The 24,952-nt window shown below is 37.7% G+C and carries 21 protein-coding genes; 5 read left to right on the plus strand and 16 right to left on the minus strand.

Annotated elements, in window-relative coordinates:
• Nucleotide 1 precedes the first annotated feature (1 nt).
• Genes G632_RS20940 through G632_RS0104820 form a run of 4 tightly spaced genes read right to left on the minus strand, consistent with a single transcriptional unit; the run spans nucleotide 2 to nucleotide 4,506 of the window.
• Nucleotides 2-2,113 (minus strand): glycosyltransferase, encoded by a 2,112-nt coding sequence (locus G632_RS20940; RefSeq protein ID WP_051154862.1) that lies wholly within the window; start codon nucleotides 2,111-2,113, stop codon nucleotides 2-4.
• Nucleotides 2,114-2,132: 19 nt separating this feature from the next.
• Complete coding sequence (locus G632_RS0104810) at nucleotides 2,133-3,053, minus strand: hypothetical protein (RefSeq protein WP_022767896.1); 921 nt, start codon at nucleotides 3,051-3,053, stop codon at nucleotides 2,133-2,135.
• A 9-nt stretch (nucleotides 3,054-3,062) separates the two neighbouring features.
• Complete coding sequence (locus G632_RS18835; protein WP_022767897.1) at nucleotides 3,063-3,767, minus strand: CpsD/CapB family tyrosine-protein kinase; 705 nt, start codon at nucleotides 3,765-3,767, stop codon at nucleotides 3,063-3,065.
• 22 nt (nucleotides 3,768-3,789) lie between these two features.
• Nucleotides 3,790-4,506 (minus strand): Wzz/FepE/Etk N-terminal domain-containing protein, encoded by a 717-nt coding sequence (locus G632_RS0104820; RefSeq protein ID WP_022767898.1) that lies wholly within the window; start codon nucleotides 4,504-4,506, stop codon nucleotides 3,790-3,792.
• 343 nt (nucleotides 4,507-4,849) lie between these two features.
• Between G632_RS0104820 and G632_RS0104825 the strand changes: the two genes are divergently transcribed.
• From G632_RS0104825 to G632_RS0104845, 5 genes are all read left to right on the plus strand, one after another.
• Nucleotides 4,850-6,475 (plus strand): glycosyl hydrolase family 28-related protein, encoded by a 1,626-nt coding sequence (locus tag G632_RS0104825; protein WP_022767899.1) that lies wholly within the window; start codon nucleotides 4,850-4,852, stop codon nucleotides 6,473-6,475.
• Nucleotides 6,476-6,705: 230 nt separating this feature from the next.
• On the plus strand, nucleotides 6,706-7,827 hold the full coding sequence (gene glf, locus G632_RS0104830; protein ID WP_022767900.1) for a UDP-galactopyranose mutase: 1,122 nt from the start codon (nucleotides 6,706-6,708) through the stop codon (nucleotides 7,825-7,827).
• Nucleotides 7,824-8,585, plus strand: coding sequence for a DUF4422 domain-containing protein (locus G632_RS0104835; RefSeq protein ID WP_022767901.1), 762 nt, complete (start codon nucleotides 7,824-7,826; stop codon nucleotides 8,583-8,585). Before glf ends, G632_RS0104835 begins: the two co-directional genes overlap by 4 nt.
• A gap of 58 nt (nucleotides 8,586-8,643) precedes the next feature.
• On the plus strand, nucleotides 8,644-9,654 hold the full coding sequence (locus G632_RS21685) for an acyltransferase family protein (RefSeq protein WP_022767902.1): 1,011 nt from the start codon (nucleotides 8,644-8,646) through the stop codon (nucleotides 9,652-9,654).
• A 102-nt stretch (nucleotides 9,655-9,756) separates the two neighbouring features.
• The gene (locus G632_RS0104845; protein ID WP_022767903.1) at nucleotides 9,757-10,686 is read left to right on the plus strand and encodes a nitroreductase family protein; all 930 of its coding nucleotides are present in this window, start codon (nucleotides 9,757-9,759) and stop codon (nucleotides 10,684-10,686) included.
• Between the two features lie 112 nt (nucleotides 10,687-10,798).
• On the opposite strand, the gene G632_RS0104850 is transcribed toward G632_RS0104845, so the two are convergent.
• The 12 genes from G632_RS0104850 to G632_RS18855 all read right to left on the minus strand — a co-directional run bounded on the left by G632_RS0104850 (nucleotide 10,799) and on the right by G632_RS18855 (nucleotide 24,934).
• Entirely contained in the window at nucleotides 10,799-11,902 is a 1,104-nt protein-coding gene (locus G632_RS0104850) for an acyltransferase family protein (RefSeq protein ID WP_022767904.1), read from the minus strand.
• An 85-nt stretch (nucleotides 11,903-11,987) separates the two neighbouring features.
• On the minus strand, nucleotides 11,988-13,514 hold the full coding sequence (locus G632_RS0104855; RefSeq protein WP_022767905.1) for a lipopolysaccharide biosynthesis protein: 1,527 nt from the start codon (nucleotides 13,512-13,514) through the stop codon (nucleotides 11,988-11,990).
• A 3-nt stretch (nucleotides 13,515-13,517) separates the two neighbouring features.
• Nucleotides 13,518-14,714 (minus strand): polysaccharide pyruvyl transferase family protein, encoded by a 1,197-nt coding sequence (locus G632_RS18840; RefSeq protein ID WP_051154864.1) that lies wholly within the window; start codon nucleotides 14,712-14,714, stop codon nucleotides 13,518-13,520.
• A 10-nt stretch (nucleotides 14,715-14,724) separates the two neighbouring features.
• Entirely contained in the window at nucleotides 14,725-17,112 is a 2,388-nt protein-coding gene (locus G632_RS20950) for a polysaccharide pyruvyl transferase family protein (protein WP_022767907.1), read from the minus strand.
• 9 nt (nucleotides 17,113-17,121) lie between these two features.
• Entirely contained in the window at nucleotides 17,122-18,000 is an 879-nt protein-coding gene (locus tag G632_RS0104870; RefSeq protein WP_022767908.1) for a glycosyltransferase, read from the minus strand.
• Between the two features lie 3 nt (nucleotides 18,001-18,003).
• The gene (locus tag G632_RS0104875) at nucleotides 18,004-19,245 is read right to left on the minus strand and encodes an O-antigen ligase family protein (protein ID WP_022767909.1); all 1,242 of its coding nucleotides are present in this window, start codon (nucleotides 19,243-19,245) and stop codon (nucleotides 18,004-18,006) included.
• Between the two features lie 15 nt (nucleotides 19,246-19,260).
• Nucleotides 19,261-20,379 carry a glycosyltransferase family 4 protein gene (locus G632_RS20955; RefSeq protein WP_022767910.1) on the minus strand — a complete coding sequence of 373 codons (1,119 nt, stop codon included), beginning with the start codon at nucleotides 20,377-20,379 and terminating at the stop codon, nucleotides 19,261-19,263.
• Nucleotides 20,380-20,404: 25 nt separating this feature from the next.
• A complete protein-coding gene (locus G632_RS0104885; RefSeq protein ID WP_022767911.1) occupies nucleotides 20,405-21,214 on the minus strand; it encodes a LicD family protein in 810 nt (269 codons plus the stop codon).
• Nucleotides 21,215-21,226: 12 nt separating this feature from the next.
• On the minus strand, nucleotides 21,227-21,679 hold the full coding sequence (locus G632_RS0104890; protein WP_022767912.1) for an adenylyltransferase/cytidyltransferase family protein: 453 nt from the start codon (nucleotides 21,677-21,679) through the stop codon (nucleotides 21,227-21,229).
• 61 nt (nucleotides 21,680-21,740) lie between these two features.
• A complete protein-coding gene (locus tag G632_RS0104895) occupies nucleotides 21,741-22,946 on the minus strand; it encodes a Coenzyme F420 hydrogenase/dehydrogenase, beta subunit C-terminal domain (protein ID WP_022767913.1) in 1,206 nt (401 codons plus the stop codon).
• A 240-nt stretch (nucleotides 22,947-23,186) separates the two neighbouring features.
• Nucleotides 23,187-24,566 carry an O-antigen ligase family protein gene (locus G632_RS0104900; RefSeq protein ID WP_022767914.1) on the minus strand — a complete coding sequence of 460 codons (1,380 nt, stop codon included), beginning with the start codon at nucleotides 24,564-24,566 and terminating at the stop codon, nucleotides 23,187-23,189.
• A gap of 59 nt (nucleotides 24,567-24,625) precedes the next feature.
• On the minus strand, nucleotides 24,626-24,934 hold the full coding sequence (locus tag G632_RS18855; RefSeq protein WP_155828838.1) for an acyltransferase: 309 nt from the start codon (nucleotides 24,932-24,934) through the stop codon (nucleotides 24,626-24,628).
• Nucleotides 24,935-24,952 lie beyond the last annotated feature (18 nt).

A 24,952-nucleotide genomic window follows, 5' to 3' on the forward strand; every position in this document is an offset into this window, starting at 1 on the left:
CTTAATACTTAATAAATTCCCATGCCAAAAGTGAAATCTTTTTTTTGAGCCCTCTCACATCAGGAATACCTCCTGAATGTAATTCCTCTCTGTATAATTCACTTAATTCTTTCTTTTTCTGTTTATCTTCAATATTTCTGTATATATATTTGATGTGGTTCAGTAGTGAAGCACGGCTCTGCTGTACAAGCTCATGTTCCCCATGACTTTCAAAAAAAGTTGTCCTGTCCTGGATTGCCCTGATAAGATCTTTGTATCGCTTTTCCATGTCATCCTGCATTATGCTGCCACTGCGCTGGCGATACAGATATAGGCCTTCAGGCATATATGATACTATTCCTGCCCTGTACAACAGCTTGTATACCACGGCTTCATCCTCATGAAGCACCCCAGCATTGAAGCGTATGTTGTCAAAAATCCTCTTTTTATACAGCTTATTCCAGGCAACCGTGCAGATGTTATTATTTCTCATCATCTGCACAAGAGACTCCCTTCCACTCCATTTGCCCGGCAATGCGTTTGTAAAGGGCTTTTGCCGGATAATCTCACCACTTTTACCATACCAAACTCTATCGATACCACACGCAACAACATCTGAATTATCAGCAAACATTTTATTTACCATTTTCTCAAATGTATCAGGCTTTATATGGTCATCACTGTCGCAAAAGAAAATATAGTCCCCTGTAGCGATGTCACACCCAGTATTACGTGCCACCGACAATCCCTGATTCTCCTGTTCAACAATTTTGATACGGGTGTCTTTGTCGGCATATTTCCGACATAACATTCCGGATGAATCCGTGGATCCGTCATTTACCAGTATTATTTCAATATTACTGTATGTCTGTGAAATAAGAGACTCGACACAATTGGGAAGGTAGGTTTCAACATTGTACACAGGAACTATTACTGATATTCTGCCTTCAGGTTTTCCTCTGTCAATTATCCTGCGAAAATTTGAATAATAGAACGATATATCAAAATCTTTAATCTGTCTTGCTCGATTATATGCGCTCTCTGCCAGTTTATCCCGAAGCTTCTCATCCATTGCAGCCTCTCTCATCGCCTCACAGAGATGTTTTGAAAACTCTTTGCTCTTATCTACAATTATTGCCGCGTCCCCCAGTACCTCGGGTAAAGCTCCGGAATCAGATGCAATGATCACTTTTCCCATAGCCATGCTTTCCAGTGCAACCAGCCCAAAGGGCTCTTCAAACATACTGGGAATAACAACTATATCTGCAGAATCATATCTCTTTACAAGCTCCCGACCAGAAACCTGCTCATATAATGATATCTGTTTGTTTCGTTCTGATAAACTACGTACTTCACTCTCATATCTATTATCAAAACCCGAAAAGCCAACTATTTCCATGGAATATTTCTGTTTTTCCGAGGATTCAATCCCGTCTATAAACATATTAAAGGCTGTCGCCAGCTCTTTTACTCCCTTATCCGGAATTATCCTTCCGGCATACAGAAAAGATACCCCGTCATTACTTCTCACGTCAGCCCGATATTCGGACAGGTCAACACCATTGTAGAGAAGATGTACTGTTGCATCACTAGCATATTTAAGAATCTGTTTTTTGATATAGCCACTGACAGCAATAAACTGAACGCCGTTTCTCACTAGTTCTCTGATATATTCCGGAGTGCGATAAATATCCACATCATTGTGCATGTGAAAATATACAGAAAAACCATATTCCCCCTTGCAATTGCGTACTATCTCGCAAGCAGTAGACATCATATTTTCAATGATAACTGCATCATAGTCATAAGAAAGCTCAGATAGTCTGTTGAAGAAAGCCTTTTGTATCGATGCGTCGAGTAATCGCGTGGCACTGCTGCTCGGAACTGTTCTGTAATACTTATCAAGGACTCTGTCTACAGCTTTTGCATAACCACTTGTTTTAATATATATAAGATTTGTGGAAGCAAAAGAGTAGTTAGGCTTCTCATCATGATCAATGGTAAACAGATCTATGGAAAACTTTTTGTGCTCTTCATTGGCATCAATGAGTTTTGATATCAATACTTCTACAGCTCCTCCCCTGCTCGCCGGAACCGGAAGGATACAAGGCGCAATAATAGCTATTTTCATCATAACAAGACTCCGAAATAAATCAGCGCTTCTTTATATACATGATTATTGCAATCAAAGCCAAAAGCTCAGCTGCCACAAAAATACCTCTTCCCCCCCACACAAGATAAGGATTAGGAGCTTTCTCAATAACTGTAGAAGCATGATCTTCTGTAACATTTACCCTGAAAGTTCCCAGCTCTTTCTGAACCGGTTCACCGCCCAAATCTGTGTACTTAAGCACAACTGATATAGTCTGGTCTCCGGATTCTGTAAAAATGACGTTAAAGTCTTTGCTGTATGTCTTGCCTGCTGCTATAGCGCCAAGATCTATCTCTCTAGTCGACTCACTGACATTTCCTTCAACAACAAGCTTTGCGTCAATTATGTTATCACTTCCCTTATTGCTATAACCCATACTCAAAAGTGACTGATTATTCTTTACCGCATGAGCGCTAACTTCGATGGAATTCACTACAACAACATCATAGCTCTGTCCAATTAGGATCATCGTGGAAGAATTTGTACACCTCTGACCTCCGCATACATATACAAGATCACATATAAAGTCCACATAATCACCGGAAAAATCCGTCGAAACAAGGATTGGTATGTTTATTGTTGTTCTGCTGCCGGCCTTTAGATCTCCCACAAAGAGCTGGTTATCATCACCATATTGTGGGTAAATCTTTCCGGAATAACTTCTGCTAACGACAACTAAATTGTGTACATCAGAAGTTCTGTTGGCATTGTGAAGTGTCAACGATATATTGGACTCCTTTCCCGCCTCAATATATCCTCCCTCTATGGAGTAACTCTCAATTTCAACTACGGAGTTAAAGGAGATGCTGCCCTGCTCCTCGGTCGGCTCAACTGCATATACCACAAAATTCGAACATAATGCAGTGAGCACAACTACCAAAAGGCAACTAATAATTTTATTTAATCTCTTAAGCATTTTCATTGTTCCAAATTACCTCTTAGCCTTTCTCTTCGATTTGCCGGCGTATCTCTCTTTCAGGAAATAATCATAGTCCTTATGAAGTGATGCATACTGATCCATATCAGTCTTGTTAATAATCGTTCCTATAAGATTGGCCTTACCTTCCTGTAGGGTATTGGCAGCTTCTACCAGCCCCGCCTTTGATGTCTTACCAATTGCAGATACCAAAATAGTCGCATCTGCAGCAACCGCGATCACCTTAGCATCCATTGAAGAATCCAGTGCCGGCATATCGTAAATAACGTAGTCAAACGATTTAGAAAGCTCTTCCCTTACTTCGTTCATCTTGTTTGAACAAAGAAGCCTTATAGGATTATCAATCAACTCACCACAAGGTATATACGATAAATTATCAGTAGTCGTATCATATATAACGTTTTCTAGAGCAGTTTTTCCAAGAAGATAATCTGACAATCCACAGTTGGCATTTTCATTCAATCTCTTATAGCTACTCTTTTTTCTCATATCTCCGTCAATCAGAACCGTCTTCCATCCGGAAGAAGCCATGGCTGCAGCAAGGTTAATAGCCACAGTTGTTGCTCCATCTCCAGGCTCACATCCGCATATTACAAAGCTCTTATATCCATTCTGCCTTTTGAGGACGTGCAAATTCATGACCGCCTGATCAAACGCATCATTTAGTACCACATTATCATTTTTATATATTTCTAGCATTTTCAATGTTCTTTCTCCTAAATTAATTCTTGTACTCAGGAATAACCCCTATAACCGGCAACTGATTTCTGATAGTAGCTTCTCTGACAGTTCTGACTTTTTTATCAAACATCTCACAACCAACAACGATCATGCAGGCAATCATAAAACCGCCAAGCATATACTGAATCCTGCCTTTCCATGCTTCACGATTTGCATTTGTTGACAAACTTCCTGTCTCAGCATTATCAAGATTCTTAACAGAGTCGAGCTTAAGAATATTGGCCATCTCAATAACATATGAATCCGCCACTGCGTCCGCTATCTGCCTTGACAATTCGGGGTCTGTCGTGGTGGCATAAAAAGATATGATCGTAGCCGAACTGTTCATGAAACTTGAAATCGAAGATGATGAAGAGGCTTTTTTCACTGAAGAATTGACCCATACTGCTCTCTGAATATCGGATGCATCCACATCACTTCTTCCTAATAAAAGTGCTGCCCTCTTGCTTACTTTAAGGGATGAAGCAACATCCAGATATGCATTCATGGCTGTAACAGCTGCCGTAGCATCAGAATATGAAGTGTCCGCTGCAGCATAAACGGTAGCTACTGACGTGTACTTGTCTTCTCCCACATCCAGTGTTAATCCTAATCCTGCCAAAAAACCTAGTGTAGTGACAATAATGATGAATAACTTGTGTTGGAATAATGAACGTACACATCTAAATACGTCTATTTCATACTCATTCTTATACATATCTTTTCCTTTCACTTACTAATAATAATTCGATAAACAATCCGTGGTATTATAGCATTATTGCTTGTGATTGTATACTGATATTTTATAGAAATTTTATGAATTTTGTGTGCGCCGTTTTTGTGGATTATAGCCAATTTTGTAAACATTTTCATACAAATATATGACCATACTCTTTACTATTTCATACACAAGTTGTAGACTGCATACCATACTCTAATTAATTTATACATTGTTTATTGTTTATTTATACTGTTTTTTTTTACTTTTGTTCTCGTTATTGAGATAATTAATCTGTATCTGATGTTGGGAACTTGTTTTATTACTAAGAAAGGTTTCATATATGACATCCTATAGAAGATATTTAAAACGTATTATTCCCTGTGTTGTTCTTTTTCTTGCACTAGTAGTCATCGTAATTTTCAATTTGCCGAACAAAAAGCCAAGTAATCCTGTCATCATCCCAGATGACAACACTCCTCTCAGTGATAGAATTCAAGCCAAGGCATCTTTCTACCTGTTTAATCCCGGAGATTTTACCCCGGATTTTACAAATGTGACTCCTGATTTGGCTGAGTATATCGGTGAGGGCACAGTATATTTTACAGGAGATATATATAATAATCCGAGTGAGGTTTCGTCTCTGATTGTCAGCGAACCGAATTATTCTTCTTTCTTACCCAGTGATAAGGCTGTGTCCTGGGGTAGTATTTACCTGTACAATGAAAGCAAAGAAATCTGCGTTATAGGTTTAAGTACTGATAAGAGTGAAGTTGATCCTATAGCAGTAGACGATCCTTCATCAGTTCGCACTTATGGTGCGAAGGGTGACGGCGTAACAGACGATACCGCCGCCATAATAGAAACCCTGAAAAACAATCCTGATGGAAAAGTATATTTCCCACGTGGCACCTACGTGATATCCAGCCGTATTCGTATCCCTTCAAATATGCAGATTATTGGAGATGGCGCTTCTTCGGTTATCATCGCAGCGCCGGGTACCGGTCGCGGGGCAGACATGATAAAAGTTGATAAAGCAACAAATGTTGTATTTAAAAACATTTGCATAAGCGGAAATTCATCTATCAATTATGAAAACATGAATGATCAAGATGGTATTCATTTGTTGGAGCTTTGGAACAGTGATAACATAACTGTGGACAATTGCAGTTTCATTGATAACGTCTATACAGCAATTCGTAATGTAGGAAGCAGTAATGTAACAATTACCAACTGCCATTTCAAAAATACCGACTGTGGCTTTATTACACTGGGTTCTGCCGCCAGTATCCACGATTTAACTATAACGAACAATTCGATTGACGGCCATCAATCATCAGAGCCCATTTCGCTTTTTGCAAATTCGTCCCACTCAAATATCTTGATTGCGAATAATACAATAATAAACAAAGCAAAAGCATGTGGCATTTTTATTGGAGGCAAGCAGCATAATAACAATGTTATCATCAGAGATAATACTCTTAATGCTACCGCTTCAGGCATAAGAGTCGAAAGTTCTAGTGATGTTCAAGTGTTACGCAATAGCATCTCAAATACTGTCAGCGGTTGTGGAATTAAAGTGATGAACTGCGATAACGTAATCCTTGATGGTAATACTTGCTCAAATGTTCAACAGGATGGTCTACAAATAACAGATTGTTCAGATGTTACTATCAATAAGCTAACAGCTATCAATTGTGGTCAGGCGACAAACGATTGGGTTAGTATCCGATTCACCGGCACAAAGAATAGCGATATAACTTTCACCAATTCAAGTATTGAATATAACAATACTACCAGCAAGATTGGAATAATCTTCAATTGTGAAACTGATATAGATATGGAGAATATTACTTATAGTAATGCTTCAATCTGGTTGACAAAAAAGAGTGCCAACACTTCGCTGTCTGTTCCTGCTTCGGTCAAAATTAGAGACCAGGGTCAGGAAAACACTGTAACAACACACTGAGTTCATGCAAACAATGGTCGTGGCATTTGCCACGACCATTAGTTTTGAAAACAGTTTTTCGTGCTAATTGCTAGGTTGAACTTGATTTGCAGGCTTCATTTTGGCCTGCTTTTTTGATCAATACTGTAATGCTTATCAAATGCATTTATTTTTGTTTCAAATTAGAATAAACTGTGATATACTATCAAAGATTTTTTTACAAGTATCTGTATACATGGAGTTAATGAGGAATGAAAAAATACGATTATCTTATTGTAGGGGCAGGGCTCTTTGGAGCTATATTTGCACGCGAAGCAACCAACCGCGGAAAAAAAGTTCTGGTAATTGACAAAAGATCTACCATAGCAGGAAATGTGTACACTGAGAAGATAGAAGGAATCAATGTTCACAAGTACGGCGCTCATATTTTCCACACAAACAATAAAAAAGTATGGAATTATATTACACAGTTCGCTGAATTCAACCGATTCACCAACAGCCCTGTAGCTAATTATAAAGGTGAATTGTATTCATTACCTTTTAATATGTACACATTTAATAAAATGTGGGGCGTCGTAAGTCCGGATGAAGCCATCGCACTAATTGAAAAGCAGCGCAAGGAAATTAAGGGAGAGCCTCAGAATCTTGAAGAACAGGCAATATCACTTGTGGGACGTGATATATATGAAAAGCTGATAAAGGGCTATACAGAGAAACAGTGGGGGCGCGATTGCAAAGAACTTCCGGCGTTTATTATCAAAAGGCTTCCGGTCAGGATGACTTTTGACAACAATTATTTTAATGCTCTGTATCAGGGAATTCCTATTGGTGGTTATACCAAGATGGTTGAAAGAATTTTAGATGGCATCGAAGTCAGGCTGGAAACCAATTATCTTGACAACAAAGAAGAGCTTTGTGGTTTAGCACATAAAATCGTTTATACGGGCCCTATTGATGAGTATTATGATTTCAAATTCGGAGTGTTGGAATATCGTTCCGTTTCTTTTGAAAATGAACTTATTGATAAGCCAAATTACCAGGGCAACGCTGCAGTTAATTACACGGACAGAGAAACTCCCTGGACACGTATTATCGAACATAAGTGGTTTGAATTCGGCAAAGATGAAGAAGGAAATGATCTGCCTAAAACTATAATCAGCCGAGAGTATTCTACTGAGTGGAAGCCCGGGGATGAACCTTATTATCCTGTGAATGATGAAAAAAACAATTCACTGTATGCCAAGTACAAAGAACTTGCAGATGCAGATAAAAATGTCATTTTTGGCGGACGTTTAGGCGTATATAAATATTATGACATGGATCAGATTATTGCAGCCGCGTTTGATGAAGCAGAGAAGGAGTTTGCGCTATGAATCAGAAAATAATCGTTGTAACCCATAAGGACTATCAGATGCCAGATGACGATTTATATTTTCCTATCTGCGTTGGAACAGGCCTTAAATCTTTATCACATAAATTTCAGCCCGACAATGAAGGCGAAAACATTAGTGACAAAAATTCCACATACTGCGAATTAACTGCAATTTATTGGGCATGGAAGAATCTTAACGCTGATTGGATGGGAGTTGCTCATTATCGTCGCCATTTTTCATTAACAAAAGGTGCGGCGACGCTTGACATGGCATTGTCTGAGGAACAGTTAAATAATCTGTGCGCAGAATATGGCACAGACACAATTTTTACAACACCATCCAAACATTATATGGAATCTATTGAGGGACATTATATTCACTCATTAAAAGGATACGAAAAAATTCATATGAAGGATATTGAAAGGCTAAAAAAAGCAATTCATGAATGTAATCCCGACTATGATGATGCCGCAGCTAAAGTTCTTGGCGGAAGTAATGCTCATATGCTTAACATGTTTATTATGAGTAAGAGTAATTTTGATGCATATTGCAGCTGGCTTTTTCCTATCATAGACCGTGCTGTTTCTATGAGCGCTGATCGCGAAGATCAGAGAAGATATGCGGGAGCGCTCAGTGAATTCTGTCTGGACATCTGGGCACAGAAAAATAAAATAAAAATCAAGGAGCTTCCTATACTGGAAACCGAAAAGCCGTCTACTATATCGCGCATAAAGAGATATATTGCACGAAAACTATAAGATAGTAAGGAAGTATGATAGTTTCATAATCTTGAAATCATCATAGGGTGTATTATATATGAGCAGTAAAAATATAAGAGATATCTGGGTTGATAATGTTAAAGCCATCGCGTGTATTCTTGTAGCATTAGGGCATTTTTTTATGTCGCTAAATGAAGCGCATATTATTGAGGATAATGTCTTTATCGATTGGTTTATTACAACTATTTATATGTTTCATGTTCAACTGTTTTTTATCTGCAGTGGTTATCTTTATCAAAAGTATTCATCAGTTACAACTTACAAAGAGTGGAAGAATAATATTATAAAGAAATTTGTTGCATTAGGAGTACCATACTTTACATTTTCAACGATCACCTGGATGCTAAAACATCTCTTTTCTTCTGTCGTCAACTCAAAAACGGATGGTTTTTTTCACTGCCTCTTTATTAGTCCATTGTCGCCATATTGGTATTTGTTTATTTTATTTATTATTTTTGTAATTTCATTCACCGGAAAAACCCAAAAAAGTTTGATAATTCTGTTTTTTGCCTCCTTACTTTGTCAAATCTATTCCTTATTTGGGAAAGCTTTTCACATTTATGCAATAGATAAGACCTTTATTGTTTGGATTTGGTTCGTTTTAGGAATGTTAATTGCAGAAAAGTATGTGCCAATAGCCAAATGGAAGTATTGTCTGGTATTGTTTGCACTATTTATAATTGGAAGTGTTCTGGTTTATCGCAATGTTATTGTTTTCACAGGAGTTAAATTCCTGCTTGGATTATTGGCATGTTATTCAATAATCTGTCTTAACTACAGCGTTAGCAGCAATACAGAACAAAACAAGTATTGGGAACGCTTCACACAGTATACGATGCCCGTTTTTTTGATGCACACAATATTTGCAGCACCAATACGAATTTTGCTGCAGAAACTTGGCATCACAAATAGCTTCATTCATTTTTTTGTCGGTATTATTGTTACTTTTATTGGGCCGATAATAGCTATGAATGTTATGGAGATCATTAAACCGTTAGATTTTTTGATATACCCTACGCGATACATAAAGTTTAATCGTACGCGCTAAATATTTAGATGGGTGGCGCGCAACCACCACATTTATGTTATGAAATAATAGCGCCTACATTTTACGCGAATAATAGAATATTTAAAGAAGGAGGGATTAGCAATGTCGATATTATCTGACATAAAGGGAAATCTGGTTAGGCAGCGAGAGGCATTGAAAATTTATCGTGCATTAATGTCAGAGAACATAGGTTGGCCTAGATCTTTAGAAAGAGAGTTGCTATTGCTATGTCATTCATTAGAGAAAGGGATGGGAATGGCAATACCCAGAGTTGATTTTGGTAAAGAAAAAGCAATGAAAGCAATAGAAGATTTGCGGAACCTAGATGTATCATCATATGTAAGGAATGAGGCATACAGCACAATTAAATCTTATATTGAATATTCTAAAAGTATCGGATCTGATGTTTCAGCAATAGAGAAAAAGTTTAATGAACTATCTATAGAAAACTGTTCAAAAATACCTGCTGGATTTGATTATGTTGATACTAATATGCTTTTTGATTCTTTTGATAGTGAATTTGCTAAAAAATTTTTACAATCAAGAAGAAGTGTAAGAGATTTTAAAGATACTATAATAGAAGATTCATTGATTGAGGAAATTACCCATTTGGCCATGAAAGCGCCTAGTGCATGTAATAGGCAGCCTGCCAAAGTTTATTATGCGAAAAGCAACGCAAAAGAAATTGCTAAATACATTCCTGGAAACAAAGGGTTTGAAGATAAAATTCATAATTGGGTTGTTATTACAGCGCGGAGGGATCTATTTGGTAGGACGGAAACCCTTCAGTATTATGTTAATGGTGGTATTTTTGTGGATCATTTTATTTTGGCTCTTCATGCGTTTGGGTTAGGAGGCGTGGTTTTTCAAATGCCAATTACTAATAAAGGAACGGATAAAATTAGAGAGCTGCTTGCTATTCCGAAGAATGAGGCTATAATCGCCGCAGTTGGGTTTGGGATCCCGAATGATACTGTTAAATGTTTATGTGCAAGTAGAAGACCAATAGATGAAGTTCTGACAGTTAGATAGAGAAAACACTTCAAAAGATACAAGATGGTATTTTTAGCATAAACCTATTATTTTTGAGGGTTTGCCAAATTTAATGTGGGTCTGGCTTTATGCCAGACCCTTTTGGGATTAATCATACCCTGCTATAGGCTTTCTCGTGAAATGCTTTATAAAGTAAAGAAAACACAATAGTTACCACTAATTCTGCGAATACAAGTATTGCTCTGTGCCATCCATAGACTTCAACATTCATGTAGGACAACAAGCGAGATGTGTATTTAGTTATAACATAATGAATCAAAAAGGAATAAGCACTAATATTTCCAATGAACAACATCAACTTATTTGATAATACTTTTGTTAATAAGCCTTTGCTTGCCGCAAAAAGAAATACCCATATTGCTGCCAACGGTATGTACATTGTTGTCTGGTTATGCAACGCCTGCAGTACAATATTATCAGGCTCAGTTTCAAGCCAGAGTAACACAAACACAGTAACCGCAACAGCAAGCACCTCAAAGACTGTTGCTTTCAGTGCTCCCATATCTCTCACATTGCTCTCAAAGAAGATTCGTTTCAAAACACATCCGATAAAAAAGTCTCCCATCCGGAAAACAGGGAAACAGTACATAAACCAAACGTACACTGGACTATCATTCCCAAACACCAATACAAAAGGGATACAGGCAAAAACCTCGACACATAAAATGATTCCACAACTAATTGATAACTTGATAATTGCAGCCTGCTCAATTATCTTTTTTATCCACGGAAACATAAAGTACAGAAACACTGTAACTGATAAATACCACGCAACACCATTAAGTGAAACATTGACGACTCTATTAGGTACCCATGTCTGCAACAACGCAGCATTAAGTCCCATGTGCACAAGCAAAGAAACTAATGCTCCTTTTTCCCATCCACTAAGTATTATGCTCCTAAGATATATCATAGCCACAAGGAGCATAGTTATGATATGAAGAGGATATAATTTCTTTATCTTCTTTAGAGAAAAGCTTAGATTATTCTTAAATGATGCAATAAGTTCAACGTTTTCATATCTATATGTCATAAGGAAACCTGACATCACATAAAATACAGACACCCCTAGTCTGGGCCAACTGATAAAGAAATTGGCATGCGAAAAAAAGATTCCTAAAAAAGCCCACGCTCTAAGTGCCTGTAGCGAGTCTATCCGCTGCCTTTCTGTCACTCTCTGCTGAGTACAATTCATTATGTCAACTCCTTTTAATATTGCGAGATCTTACTTATTTTACACTTTTTATTTGACATAATTCATAATCGATATTATGTAACCATTAGTTCCGTCGAACCGACTTAAGCAACATTGCTTTAACTTCTGGTATATACTTGGATCTCTTAAAAACCATGAAATACATTCCATTAAACACCAAGCAGCATACAGCTATATCTATCGCCAACTGTAAAACTGGATTGTTGACCGTTATTATGTTGCACAGCCATAAACAGACCACCGAAACACCACAGGTAGCTAATACATAAATCAGTGTATTAATCAGATATTTTTTCGCAGAACACTCAAACAGATCATTAAACAGAACTTTCGTTTCCCATGGAAAATATATAATGACAAAAATAACTATTGTAGATATTAGCGCACCAACCAAGCCTATTAACTGTACTAAAATAATATTTGTAGCTACGTTTATCACTGCGCCTATGTAAGGCTTTAATAAGTCTTGCTTCCACATACCTGCAGCATCTTTAAAATGTAATCCCATTGCTCGAAACTGCCATGTATAGAAATAGATTGCTAACCAAACAACCATATAAAACGGTAATAGGCGGTTTTCACCAACCCAAATTCGCATAAAAGGCTGATAAAGGCACAAAAAACAACATGAACAGAAGCCGACAACCCACGCTGTTATAAAATACAGTTTCTGAAACAATTCATAATTCTTCTCTTCACTTTCAGTAACAATACTATTACCAATGCTTGGAACAATAGAAGTATATACTACTGTGAATATACTTACTATAGAAGTCATTATGAGATAATAATTACTATATATACCCAAAATTGAAAGTCCAAGAAATGCGGAAATCACAATGCTGTCAGCAGAATTTATAACTGTAGCTCCTATTTTGTGTCCCAAAACTGCTCCTGTTCTGGAATACAGATCTTTACGCTCTTCCTTCGATAATGTTCCAACGGGAGTATATTCAGGCCACAGTTTTGTAGCGGCTCTAGCACAGAAAATATTATTTGCGATTGTATACATGGGGACAATAATTATATACACATAATAGTTTTTAAAAATAAGCAGCAAAGTGATCTGCAATATGTATTCTATTATTGATAACACCATATCTACAGTACTGATAATATCTCTTCTTTGATTTGCCATAAGCAAAGAACTCTTATAGGCAAATAAAAAATAGCTACTCACTGTGTTAAAAAGATATATCCAAAACAGAACGTAAAGATTTACATCTGGCGGGCAGTCTCCCTTTACCAATTTATCTAAAAAGAAACTCATGATAACACCGGCAAAAAGCATTACACATCCCACTATTCGATATACCCTTTTGAATTCATTCAGCAATGCATTAACTCTGGGAATATCTTTTTCGGCTATCGGTTTATACATGCTGTAGACAATTGCACTTCTAAATCCCAACTCCGACAGATTAAGAACATGCAGCAATGAAGTAAACAAGCTGCTTAAACCCACATATTCATTTCCTAAAGTATATATTATTATCGTTCTAACGACAAATGGTAAAACAAGCGTTACCACTTTATTCAATAAGCCAAATACAATATTTCTTGAAGCGTTTTTCGAACGAGACTGTGCCATAAATTAAAACTCCTGTATCCACTTCACGATTTCATCTATAAACAAATCCTTTTTCTCTTCAAGCATCGTTTTTGATTCCGAGATACAATCCATCATTTTTTCATATTCTCCAATGTATCCTATCATACTATTCAGCACTTCATTATCGGGAGAATCGCACATATCCAGCACATATGGATAATTAAGATTATTGAATAGACCAACAAACTTTCTGCTGTATGCCAGCGGAATGGTCGCAACACCGGATGAATATGAAGCAATAGTAGCATGCATTCTGGATCCGATAAAAACATCAAGTCCGGAAATAAAGGATTTGGCTTCAATTGGTGTTCTGAAACTTGGTGCACACTCGACTTTATACTCTTCTGCTAATTTCCGGCATACCGAATAATCGTCTTCAACACTATCAAGACTATCAGATATTACATGTCCAATCAGATAAACTCTATTGTGTAAATCCGATTTTAACCTTTCAATAGCAGACCTGATCAGACTTTGATAATCCACACTGAGTCCAAATTGATTATTCTTCGTATATCCACCGTTCCACAGAAGTCCAGAAACATTCAGCCCTATATTGGTCACAGAATTATCAAGTTCCTGCTTTTGATACGGAAGGAAAAACGCCATGTCAGATACAACAACTATAGGTTTTCTGACACCCATTTTTCTTAATACATTTTTTGATATTTCATCGCGTGACATCAGAACAGACGCATGATTGCATGCATACTTTGCAATCATCCTGGTCTTCAGTTTCTTATAGGGCCCATAGGTCTGAGGCGCAAGCAACAGCGGAACACCGTTTCTCTCAATAAGGATTTTGGCATAAGTATAGTTTATAAACCTTCTCCAGCCATAAATATCAGAAAAACTATCTCCCTGTGTCGCATCTATGGCTATATCAGCCCAGTTTTTCACTATATTCAAAAACTTCTGCTTCTCTTTCCTGTTCCTGTATACATTTTTGATCACTTCGCCTTCAACAAGTTTTCTGTCGACATTTAACTGGTCGCACAGAACATCTATTGATTTTTCATCTATTTTACTTGCGACAATCTTATAGTGGAATACGACTCCAGTTCTCTCGGATACCGTCTGCAAAACACTAATAGCTGAATATGTTAATGCAACACATCCAAGATTTCCGTTTGTAACCAATAATCCACATAGCAATATGTTCATATTCCTGTTATCCATGTCAAAATACTCACTTCTTCTTTGTCGTTAACAACCTGACCATAATAGCCAGATTATTCATTTTATAGCTCTTCTTGCTGGCCGCGCCGTATCTGGAAACGGCATCTTTATCTACAACAGAATAGTCCTGATCCGACAGCATATCCAGATACTTGTTTCTATTCTTGGAAGTCGGTAAATGGAACAATAACTGTTTATTATGAAGCGCCACCTTTTCATAGGTACTCTCTTCATATACAAGCTGATCTCTTATCTGCTCGAACATGGACCTGCCCTTATCAGTATTGATGATCACGCATGATAAGCCCTGTCGTCTCAGACTCTTGTTGCCATTCGCTTTTACAAAGCGTGGATGTTCATGCTCTGCGCCCCAATAGTCACCCAATGTAATATCGGCAGCACGTTTCCTGGATGCAAAAGGACACGCCAGGCAGCTGTCACGAAGGGTATCACCCTTCAAGAACATCATGAAATATGAAGACTCATAAAATGGAATAATCTTCTTTTTAGTTATCCCACTCTTATCCACATACTCAACGCAAATGTTTTTATCCCAGCCTCTTGTCTTATCTCTGAACGAGATACTTGTCAATGTTCCGTCGATCTGCCTGCTGAGGTATTGCTGGTACTTATGAAAAATCTTATGGGACGGCACACCATGGCAAATAACCTCAACCGTGAGCAGGTTAGGATAATCTTTTCCGAGGAAATTCTTTAATCCCTGAACCTGGCAGGGCACACCTGAGAAAAGAACTCTTTTGCCCGCATTTAATTTTTCTTTTACATCAGAATAAATTCCTGTAGTATCGCTCTGAATATACTTTGAATTGTACAGCTTACCTACTTCAGCAGGAGAGTCCACGCATGTATGCGAGACATAAAACAATCCATCTTTGTGCTTACTGATCTCGGCGCCGTATATAACTCCGCCTTCCGAGAGCAGCTTATCACACATTACCGGAAATACTCCGCCCGATGATGATCTGTATGCTTTGTCTGCTTCTTTTGTGGCGGCTATGTATGTGACAGGTTTATAACCGTTTTGTACCGGGTTACTAAGAGGACATGTCCTTCTGCATTTCCCGCATTTCAAACAGATATCCGGATTTATTACGGGATATCTATAGCCGGTCTTATCCTCCTGCATTTCTATCGCATTTACAGGGCAGACATCATGGCACGCACCGCACCCGGAACATTTACTGTTATCAGTGTATACCGTGTCAAAACTATTTACAGATGTACTGTAATTTTCTTCCTTGGCGGCCAGCTTAACATCAGGCAAGGCATTGGCCAAAAATGCTCTGGATTTATCCTGTAACTCTGCAATACTCTCATCAACTTTGACATAATCTATTTTTTCGATCGGCCAAATCTGAGATGTGCCTGAGTCTATGATTCTGTCGCTGATCTGAAGTTTCTTTGCCAGATCGTAAATGCGGATATTCTGCGTATCTTTTTTTCCATCATCAAATCGTTTAAATAAAAAGAATTCCCTGTGGAAAATCACCGAAAAAATAGTTGCGTGATAAGAATCGGTAATCACATACTCAGCATTTTTAATGAGGCGCAAAAACTCTGTCGGGCCTACATTTTCCACTATATCAAGGTTAAATGAAGCACTGTCCAGGGAAGTAGGGATAAGCTTTATTGAAAGGCCGGTAGCTTTTTGGATTGTCTCTATTCCCTTGGTGTAAAAATCTCTTTTTCCCAGGAAATAACACAAAATATATGGCTCATCATTATCTGCTGAGCCATCAATAAGTAAGTTTTCCCAAAGTTTTTTATCAACCAATAATGTAGGATCCAATACAGATTGCACCTGCTTATCAATAATCGCAGTCAGGGCTGTAGCTGTTTCCTCTTCTCGTACAGATATTCCGGCAAAATTAACTAATGCCTGCTTAAGAAAATCTATTTTCAGTTTGTTCAGATTATGAACCGGGAGGCTTGGCGCATAAGCAATCTTGATCTTAGTGTCCGGAACCCACTCCAAGTAGTAAGCAGGATTCACTTTTTTATTCATGCTCCATATCTGATCACTGCCGCAAATAAACACATCAAATTCATCTGCAGCTTTTTTTAATCCACTAATCCCTTGAACAGGCTTGGACAGTTCGATGTTATGTGACACAAACTCATCACAAATAAGCTGAGTTCTTTTCAGTACATATTTCATCGTTACATTTCTATGAGTCAGACGATCAATTTTATTGACTGCTTTTTTATAATACAGGTTATACTTCGGCGGATATATAACGTCGTCCATAACCGGCTTATAATTCAATACAGTTACGTCAAAGCCCAGCGCTGTAAGGTATTCCTGAAGAGCATAAGCCTGAAGAACAGAACCGTAATTAGATGTACCTGACACCCAGGTTAAAATAGCTAATTTCATAAAAGCTCCCTATTGTCTTGCTCGTTCTTTCAAATATGACACGGTTAAAATTATATTGTTGAGTACTTTAAATACTTTTAGCAGATATCCCTTTTTGTTGTAATATTTGTGACAAGTGTATTCCCTTGACTTCAGCGCCTCGTTGGGAACATATAATTTGGCTTTTAACGAAGGGGCTTTCCCTTTCTTGGCATGGTTATGCTGGAAAAAGTGCTCGAGATCTATCATTTCCCGATAACCGGCCTGTTTAAGCCTTAGTGCCAGAATATTTTCCTCTCCATATAAGAATGTTCCCTCATCAAGATAATCAATTTTCAGGAGAGCTTCCACCTTGATCAGAAGTAAACTCCCATGCACAACATCAACGTATGCACATTTCTCAGGAAGCACAATAAGCGGAGACATCTTTCTTGTTCTATACTTTATAAAGCCACGCTTGATCATTTCCTTATAAGTCGGGATATCCCAATAGGAATGATTAATGTCATACACTCCATGTGAAATAAGCACTGGGCTTATTACTGCTACATCTTCAAATAATGATGCTTTGTCCATCACCTTTTCAAAGACATTCTCTTCAGTCACGAGAGTATCAGGATTCATAATGCCCACATAATTTATTTCCGGATACTTCTCAATTGCGTATCTGAATCCAAAATTATTCCCGGCGGCATATCCGGCATTCGTATCGTTCCTGATAACAGATACATTTTCTGCATCGTGAAACTCAGACCTCAGGATATTATATGAATCATTCGTTGAAGCATTATCAACAACAACTACATACACAGTCTTCTGGGATATCAATAACTGTCTTACACACTGAACAGTGTCTTCATATTTATTATAATTTAATACTATTATTGCCAGTTTGTTATTACTACTCATAATTTAATTGCCAAAATAAATTCTTACCTTATGTTCAGAGTCTGCGTTAGCATATTGTTCCATCAGTGCCAGCATTATTGCTAAAAACAAGGAATACATGGGACGCCAATACCACGTGATTATGTTGGGAGATACTACCTGGAGATAAACCACAAGAAGCAAAAATCTATAATCTCCCTTCTTGGCCACCTTAAAGGAGCAGATAATCATCTTAACAGACAACCAGATATACCATATCAGTCCGATTATTCCATATATATATGCAAACCCATATAAACCATTATCGTTTAAGAAAATATTGTTATACAGTCCAGCCGCTTGATATGCCACTTCATTTCTCGGAAACCCCCTTCCTACAAGAGGTGTTTTACCAATCTCATAAATATAAAACACTCTACCGATTTCTCTTATCTGGGCAGATGGATCAGTAGATGAATCACCAAGTGCAGAAAGTAAATACTGTGCTAACTCAGTTTGGGAAATAATAAGAGCTATACCAAGGATAATGAATATATATGTTATTTTTTTCAAAGCGCTGTTGCGGTAGAACAATGCCATTACTATCGTCATTACACCGGTTGCCACCATAATTATTCTGGTCTGTGACACGATCATTATATGATAATATGACATTACCAAGCCTAACGCGGCTGTTATCTTCTCTCTTCTATTGCTAGCTGTAAAGAACAAAAATAAAGATCCAATCAATAAAATGTTCGCAAAGGTAACGTTATCATAGATTCGAATACCAAATCGCGTCGCATATGAAACACTTAAGATTCTTATGTGCTTAACTAACGCATGCTGAATTATAACAGCACCGGTGACGACAAACGAAAGTTTATACAGACAGTTCCAAAGATAATCCGGCGTTACAACCTTTTCTAATATGAGTGTTCTGACAGTATAATAGAAACATAATAGCATTAGAAAACATTTTTGAGCTATTATTGCACCCAAAACCGCTTGCCCGAATAAAAAATAAGGTACAACAGACGCCATCAACACTAATGGAACGATCAGTAATACATTACTTGCAAAATAATAATTCTGATATTCACTAATTTTATAATGAAAAAGAACATATAAAAACAGCAAAAAATATATTGCTATAACAAAATCAGAATACGCAATATGAAATATACTTGCAAATGCATTCTGATTCACCAAATAAGCAAAACGTTCCGGAAGCAGCAACAGCAATATAACCAGTATATTTTTTTTGTTAAATGTAATATATTTCACTTTAACTCCTCTATGTTACCCTACAACCACTCCGGAATATTCTTCCTTTAAACGCTTACACGTATTTGTAATTGAAAAGTCAGCTGCCTTCTTCTTTGCATCCTGTGAGATCTTTTCAAGCAATTTCTCATCATCGAGAATATCAAGTGCATGACGCAGAGCTTCTGCCAGGGCCTCATCATTTGCTTCTGACGTCAAAAAACCTGTTTTCCCATCGTGCACAACCTCCGGAATGCCTCCGACATCACTTGCAACGCAAGGGATTCCAAAGGCCATTGCTTCTACCAGAGAAATACCAAAAACCTCTTTCCAGACAGAAGGGTATACAAACACACTGGTATTTTCCAAAAAAGGAATAACATCGGTATGTCTTCCCTCAAAGCTGACTATATCTCTAACGCCGATGTCATTAGAAAGCTCTTCCAGATTATCTCTTTCCGGACCATCTCCAACAATGGATACAGAAATCGGATAATCATTCTTTATCCTGGCTATGGCGCGAATCAAATAGTCTACACCCTTTACATTCTTCAATCTTCCGATATATGTAATCTTGTAAGGCTTTGTTACAGGAACAACGTTATCTCTCCCTCGCAAGAGTTTGTCTGTAGAAATGCCGTTATAAACAACCGCCTTTCTCTTGTTCTTCAGACCAAATTCCTTTTCATATGCCTCTTTACCGGCATTAGATACAAATATGATCAAATCAGAATAATTAAGCCCCAGCGCAAATATTAAATGAGCAAAATGAAATTTTATTTTGTTATTTGGGAAAAAGAACCTGCGGTCAAAACAGGAGTGTGCAACTGTTACCATTTTCTTACCGGTAATTAGTTTCACCAGCATACCATATAGTTTCAAAAACGGTTCGCCGTGATGTACACAGATAATATCGTAATCTCTTGCGATTTTGCTCAGTAATCGGAGTTTTTTTATGCTGAATTTGCTTAATTTGTTCTTAGCACCAGCTAATGAGTATGTTTTGAGCCCCAGCTCATTCATCTGATCATAAATGGCTCCTTCTGAGAACAGAAAGCAAAATCCATTCTCATACTCACTGTTAATTCCTATATCACGACATAGGCTCTCTATTCCACCAGCCTCGCCACTAGTAAGTAGATTTAGTACTCTCATGCATAATCCTCATGAATTGTAAAGATCAAATTGAGATTTTATATACATCATGACCTGAATTCCTTTTGTTTTCCGGCGGGAATTCCATATAATTCTTGTACAGTCTCTTAAGATTCTGCTCCCAATTTTCAGGTGCATTTACAACAATGTTTTCAAACCCAATTTCAATTAAACTGTCAAAATCAGTCTTTTTAAAATACAGTCTGTCGCTATCATAGTTGCTGGAAAACATACTTGCCAGGTATTCCCAATCATCGCGCTGCCTTATCACAAGCTTTCTCTGCATATTGATCAGCCACTTTTTGGGAAGAAGTCCAACAACTGTGCCCAACGCATTCAAGAGTTTCTTGTTGCCCTTTCTCTCCATATGACAACCTTCTTTGCTCCATATGCCAAATGTAAGGATCCTTGCGATTACTCTTCTGGCTTTTGTGCCGGAAAGCCCCGGTTTTTTAATACTGTCAAAAGGGAAAATATCGATGAATAAACCACTTTTGGCCTTACAGTTCTTGCGATAACTCTCGATAAAAACCGTACCATCTTTAACCAGCTTGGCATATGGCTGATAATAATGTTCATCAGTTGAATATTCCTGAAGAAAGCATCCCTCAATAGGCTCTTTCTGGAGAAGCTCTAACAGTTTTTCATAATCTTCTCTTACCACGCCAACATCAATATCGTCATCCCAAGGAATAAAGCCTTTATGCCTTATTGCACCCAACAATGTACCACAGATAATCGTGTATCTGATGTTGTGTTCCTTACAATAGGCATGAAAAGCTTTGAGCATTTCAATCTGAACTTCATGAATTCTATCCAATGTATTCTGATCCATTTTGCATCCCCATCAACTATTAGAATTGTTTTCTTTTTCACGCACCGAATGAAGTACTTCTGTCAAAAGAGTAGAAGATGTTCCATCAGTATGAGGCAGAAAAACAAGTTCTACACCGGTGTCCTTAAACTCTTCAATGTATTTGTTGTACATAGCAGAGTTTTTCCAATCGTCTCCATGAAATAATGCGTTATATTTAAGCTTCTCCCACGCAGCATACTTATCCATCGATGTTTGAGGTACTACTTCATCAACATATTTGATAGCCTCCACGATCTTAACTCTCTCTTCATATGGAATTATAGGCTTCTTGTGCTTGTATTCCTCAACCAATTCATCAGTACTTACTCCCACAATCAGATAATTACACTGTTCTTTTGCATTCCTAAGTACGTTAAGATGTCCGATATGAAACAAATCAAATACTCCGGTAGTGTATCCAATTCTAAACTTTTTGTCGCTCATATTATTCTCCCTAAATCCTATTTGATTGATATATAAACAAATGCTTATTCAAGTCAATTTGTCACCGTGCTTTCCGTAATTTTTTTACGCTCCGTTTCAATTTCCCCGGTAAAATAGCAGATAATACTAATTTATATCTACTCTCTTTTTTTACGCAGCGATCCATCAATCCCTCAAAGGATTCACTGTCCATCTTTGAGATAAAGAAATCCCGACTCGGATGTTTTTTGGACGGAAATACCATCTGTCCGTTGCGTTTGCACAACGCTTCAACATCAGTCTCAAATACCTTGCAATCAGCCATTTTATCCATCAATCCCAAACCTTTTTTTGTGTTTAATAACAAACATGACACTCCCGTATAGTCAACATATTCCGGATTAAGCTCCTGAATACGCCAGTAGTCACCAACTGTTATATCTCCCAATCTTTCTATATTAGCATACTTACAGCTATAGCAGCTCTCTCTGTAAAACAGCCCTGAATGAAAACCTCTTAGATACGGATTTATTTTTGCTTGCTCTTCAAATACCTTTCCATCATCAAACTCTATGCGAATGTATTTCGAATGGACCTCTCCATATAAGTCTTTCTTCTTGTACCGAAAAGTAGCTTTTACGGCTTTAGTATCCATCTTCGAGTTTAATTCCCGTATATATTTGTCAAAGATCAACTCTCCCGGAACGCCATGGCATATCAAATCCACCATAAACAGGTTGTCGTAATACTTGCGAAGATAGTTTCGTAAAGCAGCAAGCTGACATGGAGTCCCTGTAAATAACACATGAACTCCTTCATTCAATTTCTGCTTAACTTCCCTATATATTCCCTTACAATTACTCTGCACATACTTGGATTTTTTAAGTATTGCCCTTTCATCATAAGAAACCAGCCTGTGATAGACTCTCAGATCATCTCCCCATGCTGCACCGGCAATCATCAGATCTGTGTATTCATTATGTAACACAGTCGCAATTGCTTCAAATGCACCGCCCGAGGCACTCCTTAAACGCTGTTGCTCAGAATCTAACACTAATGCATAGGCCTTTTTTTCGAATCCCGGCTCCGGAATAGCGGGCTTCTCATTAATCGGACAGACATTCCTGCACATCCCGCAAGAAACACATTTAGTCATGTCAACATGGGGATATCGCGAACCATCTATACCATATTCAAAATCGATTGCGCCTACTGCACATGAATCTGCGCAGGCAGAGCATCCGCAGCACATAGATATATCATTATTGTCAAGGTAGGTGTCAGCCATAACTAAATCTCTTATTCCATCTCATTATCGAATTTCCAGCCCCCAAACAGAGCATACAGATTACACAATTGCGTATAGATACCCACAATGTCGCATAATTATACTGCTATTTACTTCTGTTTGACAATTGACATATAAAATAAAAATTATTGAAAGATTTCTTGTCTCTTTTATGCACTTTCACAAATGCAAAAGAGATACTCATAAAGATCATAAGAGTATCCCTTTCATATACGCCACTTATATATTTGCTTCACATATCATTTTTTTCGAAATAAGCATCACATATAACATCAAAAAAGGAATCATATTCGCCGTGTTTAATGTCGATAACAGATAGCAAAAAATTAAGAACAAATAGAAATGATTGTTTCTTGCCTCAATGATCAGATATATAAACAGGAAACATATCCCCACAAGTCCAATCAATCCTTCATCGCAAAAAATCTGCACTATGCCCAAATCATAAGTATGGCTTACTACCCAGGCATCTTTGCCAGTAGGGAAGTGCCAATAGTATTGAACCTCACCTCTGATCTGCGCACCTGATCCCAACCCGAATATCGGATTGATGGTAGCAACATAATACATCCCCGTAAACTGACGGGTGCGCGAAACTGACCCATTCAGGTTTCCACCATACCCTCCCGAACCTTCAGGTGCCCCCTCATTCAAGTCAAAACTAAAGCCAAATTCATTGAGAACAGCCTTGCCATTACTAACATAATAATATCTCAGATCATCACTGACAGCAGATACTCCAATTATATAAATCAGCAGCACACCTGTCACAATAAGCATATTCCTGCAAAAAACAAGTCGGCGTCTTGAAGACTTAATAACAAACAGCAGGTATACTACAGTGATAACCAATATAAATAACATGTCGGACCGTGCTCCCGAATGAATAGTTGCCAGCACATCAAGAGCAGATACCAACAGATATAGGGAACACTTAGTTTCTTCATACAAATAGAAGATCAGCGGCAGCACTAAAACGCACATATTGCCAAAAAAACCCGGCATATTCATCGTTGTCGTGGCTCTGACAAGCCCCAGACGCATCACGTTAAGATCAAGTATTTCTCTGGAAACAGTAATCAACGACTCAAATATCCTGAAGCCTGAAACACTTTCAAAAATGCCTACAACAAAAAGAACAGCTGCGGTAGCAACGATAGCTTTTATTACTTTATCTATTTCACTTTTTGTGGGCTTTAACAAATAAATAGCAAGCAACAAAAACAACTGCTCAAACACTATCCCAAGTAATGTTTTTACAGCCTGTCCATACGTCGTTACATAATATAAGTTTGACACAATTCTAAAGAGAAAATAACCCGCTAAGAACATGTATTCTTTTGGGATTCTCTTTAAATCAATTTCCCTGAGATGCAGATCCCTTTTCTTATTAACAATTGCATACACGTAGAAAATGACAAACATAATCCTGCTTACAGAAATAATTGGCAGAGATTCCGAAAAATCCAATCCATAATAATCGGGCAAAAACAGCATACAGGGGATAAATAAATATAAATACTTCTTCTTTTTAAAGCAATACACATTGGCAATTATCAGCACCAACGTAAAAACCCACAAAAAAGTGATACGAAACACAAATGCTCACCTCATTTCCAATGTCTCTACTCATACTCTTAACAAGCTGGTGAAATCTTCTATTCAAAGTAATCCTCATATGAGAAATCACTAACATCAACACCATTCTCTCGAAGTCTTCTCTTAAGTAACTCTTTTGTATTCCCTATAATTCTCGCCGGAGCACCTCCTACAATAGCATAATCAGGTACATCCTTTGTAACAACACTTCCTGAAGCAACAACCACATTTCTACCTATATGAACACCGTACAATACCATGCTTCTGGCCCCCAAAACAGAATTGTCGCCAATCGAAATATAATCGGCCTTAACCTTCATCTGCTCTCCTTTGAATGTCGGATCATGGTCCCACATGCGCTGAATCATATCATGTTCATATATTCT

Origin of the sequence: Butyrivibrio sp. NC2007 (assembly GCF_000421405.1) — a bacterium.
In the GTDB taxonomy this organism is placed as follows: domain Bacteria; phylum Bacillota; class Clostridia; order Lachnospirales; family Lachnospiraceae; genus Butyrivibrio.

Bases quoted from the DNA above. Each gene is read 5' to 3' on its own strand.
- G632_RS20940 (WP_051154862.1), bottom strand. From the start codon at position 2,113: ATGATGAAAATAGCTATTATTGCGCCTTGTATCCTTCCGGTTCCGGCG.
- G632_RS0104810 (WP_022767896.1), bottom strand. From the start codon at position 3,053: ATGAAAATGCTTAAGAGATTAAATAAAATTATTAGTTGCCTTTTGGTA.
- G632_RS18835 (WP_022767897.1), bottom strand. From the start codon at position 3,767: ATGCTAGAAATATATAAAAATGATAATGTGGTACTAAATGATGCGTTT.
- G632_RS0104820 (WP_022767898.1), bottom strand. From the start codon at position 4,506: ATGTATAAGAATGAGTATGAAATAGACGTATTTAGATGTGTACGTTCA.
- G632_RS0104825 (WP_022767899.1), top strand. From the start codon at position 4,850: ATGACATCCTATAGAAGATATTTAAAACGTATTATTCCCTGTGTTGTT.
- glf (WP_022767900.1), top strand. From the start codon at position 6,706: ATGAAAAAATACGATTATCTTATTGTAGGGGCAGGGCTCTTTGGAGCT.
- G632_RS0104835 (WP_022767901.1), top strand. From the start codon at position 7,824: ATGAATCAGAAAATAATCGTTGTAACCCATAAGGACTATCAGATGCCA.
- G632_RS21685 (WP_022767902.1), top strand. From the start codon at position 8,644: ATGAGCAGTAAAAATATAAGAGATATCTGGGTTGATAATGTTAAAGCC.
- G632_RS0104845 (WP_022767903.1), top strand. From the start codon at position 9,757: ATGTCGATATTATCTGACATAAAGGGAAATCTGGTTAGGCAGCGAGAG.
- G632_RS0104850 (WP_022767904.1), bottom strand. From the start codon at position 11,902: ATGAATTGTACTCAGCAGAGAGTGACAGAAAGGCAGCGGATAGACTCG.
- G632_RS0104855 (WP_022767905.1), bottom strand. From the start codon at position 13,514: ATGGCACAGTCTCGTTCGAAAAACGCTTCAAGAAATATTGTATTTGGC.
- G632_RS18840 (WP_051154864.1), bottom strand. From the start codon at position 14,714: ATGGATAACAGGAATATGAACATATTGCTATGTGGATTATTGGTTACA.
- G632_RS20950 (WP_022767907.1), bottom strand. From the start codon at position 17,112: ATGAAATTAGCTATTTTAACCTGGGTGTCAGGTACATCTAATTACGGT.
- G632_RS0104870 (WP_022767908.1), bottom strand. From the start codon at position 18,000: ATGAGTAGTAATAACAAACTGGCAATAATAGTATTAAATTATAATAAA.
- G632_RS20955 (WP_022767910.1), bottom strand. From the start codon at position 20,379: ATGAGAGTACTAAATCTACTTACTAGTGGCGAGGCTGGTGGAATAGAG.
- G632_RS0104885 (WP_022767911.1), bottom strand. From the start codon at position 21,214: ATGGATCAGAATACATTGGATAGAATTCATGAAGTTCAGATTGAAATG.
- G632_RS0104890 (WP_022767912.1), bottom strand. From the start codon at position 21,679: ATGAGCGACAAAAAGTTTAGAATTGGATACACTACCGGAGTATTTGAT.
- G632_RS0104895 (WP_022767913.1), bottom strand. From the start codon at position 22,946: ATGGCTGACACCTACCTTGACAATAATGATATATCTATGTGCTGCGGA.
- G632_RS18855 (WP_155828838.1), bottom strand. From the start codon at position 24,934: ATGATTCAGCGCATGTGGGACCATGATCCGACATTCAAAGGAGAGCAG.